This window comes from Methanobrevibacter sp. (assembly GCF_045120835.1).
GTDB lineage: Archaea > Methanobacteriota > Methanobacteria > Methanobacteriales > Methanobacteriaceae > Methanocatella.
Genome location: NZ_JBGVFE010000082.1, coordinates 1 through 6,670, shown reverse-complemented (window position 1 = coordinate 6,670; position 6,670 = coordinate 1). Strand labels below are relative to the sequence as shown.

Annotated in this window: 7 protein-coding genes; 2 read left to right on the top strand and 5 right to left on the bottom strand. The window is 33.4% G+C overall.

Going from position 1 to position 6,670, the window contains the following annotated elements:
• From ACJMLO_RS07490 to ACJMLO_RS07480, 3 genes are all read right to left on the bottom strand, one after another.
• A partial coding sequence (locus ACJMLO_RS07490; RefSeq protein ID WP_405295452.1) for a cation:proton antiporter occupies positions 1–410 on the bottom strand: 410 nt, incomplete at its 3' end.
• Complete coding sequence (locus ACJMLO_RS07485; protein WP_405295451.1) at positions 407–673, bottom strand: hypothetical protein; 267 nt, start codon at positions 671–673, stop codon at positions 407–409. The genes ACJMLO_RS07485 and ACJMLO_RS07490, both read right to left, overlap by 4 nt.
• Positions 674–704: 31 nt before the next feature.
• Positions 705–1,019 (bottom strand): monovalent cation/H+ antiporter subunit E, encoded by a 315-nt coding sequence (locus ACJMLO_RS07480; protein ID WP_405295448.1) that lies wholly within the window; start codon positions 1,017–1,019, stop codon positions 705–707.
• 293 nt (positions 1,020–1,312) lie between these two features.
• Between ACJMLO_RS07480 and ACJMLO_RS07475 the strand changes: the two genes are divergently transcribed.
• The gene (locus ACJMLO_RS07475) at positions 1,313–2,269 is read left to right on the top strand and encodes an arsenic resistance protein (RefSeq protein ID WP_405295446.1); all 957 of its coding nucleotides are present in this window, start codon (positions 1,313–1,315) and stop codon (positions 2,267–2,269) included.
• Here the strand turns inward: ACJMLO_RS07475 and ACJMLO_RS07470 are convergent.
• Positions 2,266–2,976 (bottom strand): metal-dependent hydrolase, encoded by a 711-nt coding sequence (locus ACJMLO_RS07470; RefSeq protein WP_405295444.1) that lies wholly within the window; start codon positions 2,974–2,976, stop codon positions 2,266–2,268. The two genes, ACJMLO_RS07475 and ACJMLO_RS07470, sit on opposite strands and share 4 nt — an antisense overlap.
• 689 nt (positions 2,977–3,665) lie before the next feature.
• A complete protein-coding gene (locus tag ACJMLO_RS07465; protein WP_405295442.1) occupies positions 3,666–4,406 on the bottom strand; it encodes a succinylglutamate desuccinylase/aspartoacylase family protein in 741 nt (246 codons plus the stop codon).
• Between the two features lie 44 nt (positions 4,407–4,450).
• On the opposite strand from ACJMLO_RS07465, the gene ACJMLO_RS07460 reads away from it, so the two are divergent.
• Positions 4,451–6,373, top strand: coding sequence for an IGHMBP2 family helicase (locus ACJMLO_RS07460; RefSeq protein ID WP_405295440.1), 1,923 nt, complete (start codon positions 4,451–4,453; stop codon positions 6,371–6,373).
• Positions 6,374–6,670: the final 297 nt, after the last annotated feature.

Genomic DNA, 6,670 nt, shown 5'->3' with positions numbered 1-6,670 from the left:
TCAATTTCTATTGTAGTTACTGAAAATCTTTCATCCGCCTTAAGTTTTTCTGAATCTTCGCTCTCTAAAGCCTGCATCTTTTCTTTAGGATGGATGAATGGATGATTTTCATCTACTTCTTGCTCAACTGTCATTAAATCAACATTATTTTCTCTATCTTCTTTTTTCCAATAAGCATTAGCGATTGCATGTGCAATAAATGGCGCCAGAATAAAGTAGATTCCCGCCAGGAGATATTGGCCAAGACCGATCATAGCAATAATACATGCAATATCAAACAGTCCAACGATATGGATTCTTCCATAAACCGCATTGTTTGTATTTTTACTTAAGCTGATAAGACCTATTGCTGAGACGATAGTCAAAAAAGCTGCTATAATGAGAAGAATTGATTGAATATACTCGATCATTTATCCTCCCCTCCCACGGTAACAGCGAAAGCAATAGTTCCTACAAAACCAAAGAATATTAAAGCTAATGATATATCCCTATAAAATGCAAGGTTATATAAATCTCCCCCCACTAGCAATGCAACAGCAAAAGCATTGACAATCACAGAACTTCCCAAAAGTCCCATGGAAGTGGATTTATATGCACTTGCCCTCAGGCTGGCCAGCATCATTATAATCAATGCAATAACCAAAATATATTTTGAAATAAACAATATATCCATACTATCTCACTCGATTTTTTTAGAAAATGTATTATTCCAACATTTTCTTTATATAAGGTTCAAAAGGAATGATTTCCTCTTTAGTTCTTGGAGAAATAGCAGCTACTTTGATAATGTTATTTTCACTGTCCAAATCAACAGACAAAGTACCCGGAGTTAAAGAAATACTGTTAGCCAAAATTGTCTGTGAAACAGGCCTCTCCAATACTGTTTCAATATCAACAATTACAGGATCAATATTTCGCCCCATAACACCTCTAAAAGCAACATCAAATGTTGCTTTAATGATTTCATAAATTAGGACAAAGAAATATATAATTCCATATCCGATTCTAGTCAAAAACATTAAATAAGCTCCATTTCATTAGTATTAATAATAGCCATAAAATTGACTAAATAATAATATTATTATTTATCATGATTATTCATTATAAAGTTATGCTTTTTTAGAAAAATTATTCAAAAATTAGATTAACACTGTTAAAAATTATTAAAAAAATATACATGAACAAAAATACTACTTAGATTAATTAAATAATGTCAAATCAATAGTTAAAGTAAAAATTAAACAATATCATGCAAATATTAAAATATTATATATTATAATATACAAATTTAGTCATACCTAAAGGTGAAACTGTGGAGTTAGTGGAAAAACTTGAGCCGATGATAATCATTCTTTCAATAATAATGGGGCTGATATTCTCCAATATTGGCCTAATCGCTCAAAATACAGATTATTTGATAACAATATTTTTGTGCCTAATGCTTTTCGCATTATTTCTGGAAGTGCCATTAGGAGAACTTAAAAACAGCTTCAAAAATGTCAAATTCAGCCTAAGCAGCATATTAATTAATTTCATATGGACTCCACTTTTCGGATACTTTCTAGGTTCACTTTTCCTGAAGGGAAACATTGACGTTTTAATCGGATTTTTCATGCTGATATTGACACCATGCACCGATTGGTATCTTATATTTACAAAAATAGCAAAAGGAGACGTGACATTAAGCCTGTCAATTCTTCCAATAAATCTGATACTGCAAATCATACTGCTTCCGATTTATCTGGTGATCTTTTTTTCAAATGGAATCTCCCTTGATTATTCGCAACTTGCATATTCCCTTCTAATCGTTATTGTAATTCCATTTGTTGCATCGCAATTTATCAAATTCATTTTAAATGACAATCAGACTCGTAAAATCAGCTCGCTTCAAACATATTTTTTAGCGCTTGCGGTATTCTGCATATTCGCATCACAGGGCGATTTGCTGTTTAAAAACCTGGACGCCCTGGTGAAGATATTTATTCCGCTGGTAATCTTTTTTGCCACCAATGCCATTATTGACTTATTGATATGTGAAAAAATCAACTTCACATATCCTGAATATGCCAGCCTGACGATGACAACCCTGGCACGCAACTCACCATTGGCCCTGGCAATAGCCATAAATTCCTTTGCCGGCCATGAGCTAATCTCAATAGCTCTTGTAATCGGTCCGCTGATAGAGCTGCCCATCTTATATATTGTTTCCAAATTCTGCTTATGGATTAAAAATTCAGGACTGTTTTTCGTCTGCAATTACAGATTCTAAAGAATCACCAATGCATACTGCTCAAAGAGTTTGAAAAATACTGGAATGTGGATGACGATTGAAATCGTAATCATTAAAAATATCATGCTCAATCCGAAGTTTCTAAAAACCTTTTTAGAAGACAGAGGTGCGAATATCTTTATTCCGGCAGGAGTAAATGAATCCAGGACGATGTGTGAAAACAACCCCAAAAATAAGCTCAATACGATTTCAATGTAGGTTATTTCAGTTATTGGAACCACAAACAACGAAATGAAAAATGCTGGGAGGAAAATCATCAGCACTTTCTTATTTAAAAATAAGAAGCTTAAAAGGGCAATCAGGATTGCCAATAACAAATACGGATTATCCAAAATGGTTACTGCAGCAGCTAACTGAAAAGCCCAGATTACTATCAGACTAACCGCAGAGGTTAGGCTCACAACGCCAAATATTGAGTGAGTAAAGCTTCTGTGCTCTGAAAAATAAAATGTTGCACCTAAAAAAACGATAATCAGACCAATATAATAAGGTAATTTAAGGATAAAAAGTGAAATGAACACTATCAATCCCAAAATAATCATCTTATAGACATTCTCCTTTTTGAATTCATGATCAAAATCCGGAACATTTGCACCAATGATTGTTAAAGCAATTAATAGAGGATTGTAAAAAAACATCACTGAAAGTATCAATGCAAATATTGAATGCCCCTTGTATGAAGACAATTAAATCACCTTAGTTAAAAATAGACTTTTTATATTTAAAAGAGTTATGAGAGAGCATTTGAGAAGTAATCTTTAATTAATTCTAAAATTCATTTCAAAAAAAAATGTATATTGAATTGATTTAAATTGAATAAGGATAAATTTGATACTCAAATTTTGACACATCCTTATCCAAAAAATATTTTTGGTCTGCACATGGCAGCCAACATCAAATGATGTTAAATACAAATTTATATTTTTTAATATATAAATGTTTTTTATCTCTCGATATATGATTAAAACAATACCTCTTCATTAAATAAATATAACAAGATTAAATAAATATTGATTTTAAAAAAGAGTAATTATTAAATAAGATATTAAACAAAAAACAAATTCTAAAACACAGATAATAATAAGAATATTTTTGGTGTTTTAATGATGTTATTCAAAGAATATATCATACTCTTCGGAGGACTTGAACATGGTGGTTGAAAACGTAGTGCTTGCTTTTTCTTATATATTTCTAGCAAGTTACTACCCCTTGTTGGCCATTAATTTGCTAATGAGCTAACAAACTATGTGATAGGAAGAATAGTTTGGATTAACCGAAATTTTTCTAATCTAATAAAATGACAATTTAAATGATGATTAGCTTTTAATATGTGTTTTATATCTTCCTTTTTACACATAGAATTCATTTTACATAATTAAACGCCAAAATATTGCAAAAAACTATTCATTTGATTAAAGGATTTTTCAACAGTACCTTCACTGACACTTGCAAAAGGGCACAATACTTCACATGTAATGGCCGGAATTTGCTTTAGATTACAAACATCTTCAACTGCACCCTTATAAGAAGAACCGGCAAAATCAAAAGCAATTATTTCGGATCCCACATCCTGAGAAATATAGTTTGCCATCAGATAACTTTCAGGAGTAGGGGATTTTGAAGAAAATATCGATTCGATACCCGGATTTGCATTGTATGCGGTCGAGTGAAAGTCGCCTACAAAGTCAATTCCCAAATCCTCAACAGTTTGCACAATTCGATTGCTCAAAGAGCCATTAATGTGTGCTGAGCGATTCAAGTCCATTTCATTAAATGTTCGTTCATTATTCATACTTGATTTGGGTGCTGCAAATGGAATGAAATATATCGTGTGATTCAAATCTTTAAAGAGAAGCTTATTCAACAATTTAACATTTGCAATCTGTGAAGGTAGTTCATTGCCATGAATTCCTGATAAAATCAGGAGTTTGTTTCCGGAATTTCCCAATTTAAATATAGGAGTCCCATGAACACATTTTTCAAGTATCAATTGAGTCAATTTGCTTAATTCCAATTCTCTGAAAAGATTCTTATTTCGTGAAATATATCCTCCCGAGAAATCACATATGTAAGACATCTCCAGGTTGTCAAATTCCTCAATTTTTTTAAAATGCATAATTAAATATACAGTGAAACTCTTATTTAAAAATAAGTATGAAAATGAAGAAATATATTAAAAACCTGATAAGGCTCATCAACTATGAAAGAGATGCCGAAATTGACCTGATGACACATGAAATAAGCACAATGTCCGGTCAGAAAAGAGAGGAATTGGGAAGAGCCATTAATAAGGTTAAAGGAAAAAGCCTTGGCAAGGAATTAGGTCTTCAAATCGTTCAGTTTGGAAGATCAGAAGTAATCGACACTGAAATTTCAGTCGGAGATATGGTATTAATCAGTACAGACAATCCCCTAAGAAGCGATTTGACCGGTACCGTTACCGAAAAGGGCGCCAGATTCATTAAAGTTGCATTTGACAAGCGCGTTCCAAAATGGGCAATCAAAAAGAAAGTCAGACTTGATTTATATGCAAACGACATAACGTTCAGAAGAATGGAAGATAACTTAAAGCATCTGAGCCTTAAAGGCAAAAACGCTCTTGAATACATTTTAAATGAAAGGAATCCAAAAAAGAACAGGCAAACACCATATATTGCATACATTGATGAAAATTTAAATGATTCCCAAAAAACGGCGATTGAAAATGCACTTTCATGTGAAAATTTCTTTTTGATTCATGGCCCGTTCGGAACCGGGAAAACAAGAACTTTGGTTGAGCTAATATCCCAGGAAACCAGACAGGGCCATAAGGTTTTAGCAACGGCCGAAAGCAATGCAGCAGTTGACAACATTTTAGAAAGATTGATGGACAATAAAAAATTAAAATTGACAAGACTCGGCCATCCTCAAAGAGTCTCAAAACACAACATTACTCAAACTTTGGCATATAAGGTTGAAAATCATAAGCTTAACCGGAAAATCAAAAGGATTTACAAAAAGATTGATAATCTGATTGAAAAGCGAAAGGTTCACACAAAACCTACCCCACAGTATCGCCGAGGCTATGGGGATTATGATATCCTCCATATGGCTTCAAAAGGAAAGGGAGGACGTGGAATAAGCTCAGACAAAATGAAATCAATGGCTAAATGGATTGAAATTAACCAGGAGGTTGATGAAGCACATGATGAAATCAAAAGAATTGAAAACAGAATGATAAAAGACATAATCGATACAAGCGATGTCATTTTGGCTACAAACTCATCAGCCGCCCTTGAAGCAATTGCCCGCATTAAATTCGATGTTGCAATCATTGATGAGGCATCACAGGCCACAATACCGAGTGTTTTGATTCCAATAGCCAAAGCCCACAGATTTATTCTTGCAGGAGACCACAAGCAGCTGCCTCCGACAATCATCAGTGACAGAGCAGGAGAGCTGTCAAAAACACTGTTTGAAGAGCTGATTAGAATGTATCCATTCAAATCACAACTTCTCAATGTTCAATACCGCATGAACAATTTGCTTATGAGATTTCCGAATAGGGAATTCTACAACAATGGGCTTAAAAGCGATTCCAGCGTTGACAATATAAACATCAAGGATATTCTGGATTCCCATAATCCTGAAGAAGCGCTGCTTTTTATTGACACTTCGGATGTTGATATGGAGGGTGAAACTCATCTTAAGGATTCAAAATCAATCATCAATAACCTGGAAGCCGAAGTTAGCGTCAAAATTGCCGAAGATTATTTGAATGATGGAGTTGGAGTTGAGGATATTGGCATCATCAGCCCCTATGCCGATCAGGTAAAGATTATCCAGGACATGACTCCCGTCGAGGTCAAAACCGTTGACGGATTTCAGGGAAGAGAAAAGGAAATCATTATCATTTCCACTGTCAGAAGCAATGCTAAGGGAAACATTGGTTTTTTAAGTGATTTGAGAAGATTAAATGTTGCCATCACCCGGGCAAAGAGAAAATTAATAATCATCGGAAATACGGATACCCTGAAAACAAACCCCACTTATGAAAGGCTGATAATCTTTTGTGAAGATGAAAAGTTGATGGTTAAAATTTAGGTATACCTAAACTTTATATACTATTAGATAATAAAATAATAATTGAAAGATGAACCGATTTTAATTATTACTCTTAATTGGGGTTTTACTTTTCCAATGCCCATATAACTTTCAACCTCCATTATTGCCCTCAATTAAGAGTTCTCTTATTCAATATTTTTAAAATTATAAATACTATTAAAAATATACTATTTACTGTAAAACTTATTTTTATTATATGGTGAATTAAATGACTGATAAAGTAGTTTTAGCATTCAGCGGAGGACTTGATACCTCTGTCTGTGTTAAATTATTAGA

Bases quoted from the DNA above. Each gene is read 5' to 3' on its own strand.
- ACJMLO_RS07480 (WP_405295448.1), bottom strand. From the start codon at position 1,019: ATGTTTTTGACTAGAATCGGATATGGAATTATATATTTCTTTGTCCTA.
- ACJMLO_RS07485 (WP_405295451.1), bottom strand. From the start codon at position 673: ATGGATATATTGTTTATTTCAAAATATATTTTGGTTATTGCATTGATT.
- ACJMLO_RS07460 (WP_405295440.1), top strand. From the start codon at position 4,451: ATGAAGAAATATATTAAAAACCTGATAAGGCTCATCAACTATGAAAGA.
- ACJMLO_RS07465 (WP_405295442.1), bottom strand. From the start codon at position 4,406: ATGCATTTTAAAAAAATTGAGGAATTTGACAACCTGGAGATGTCTTAC.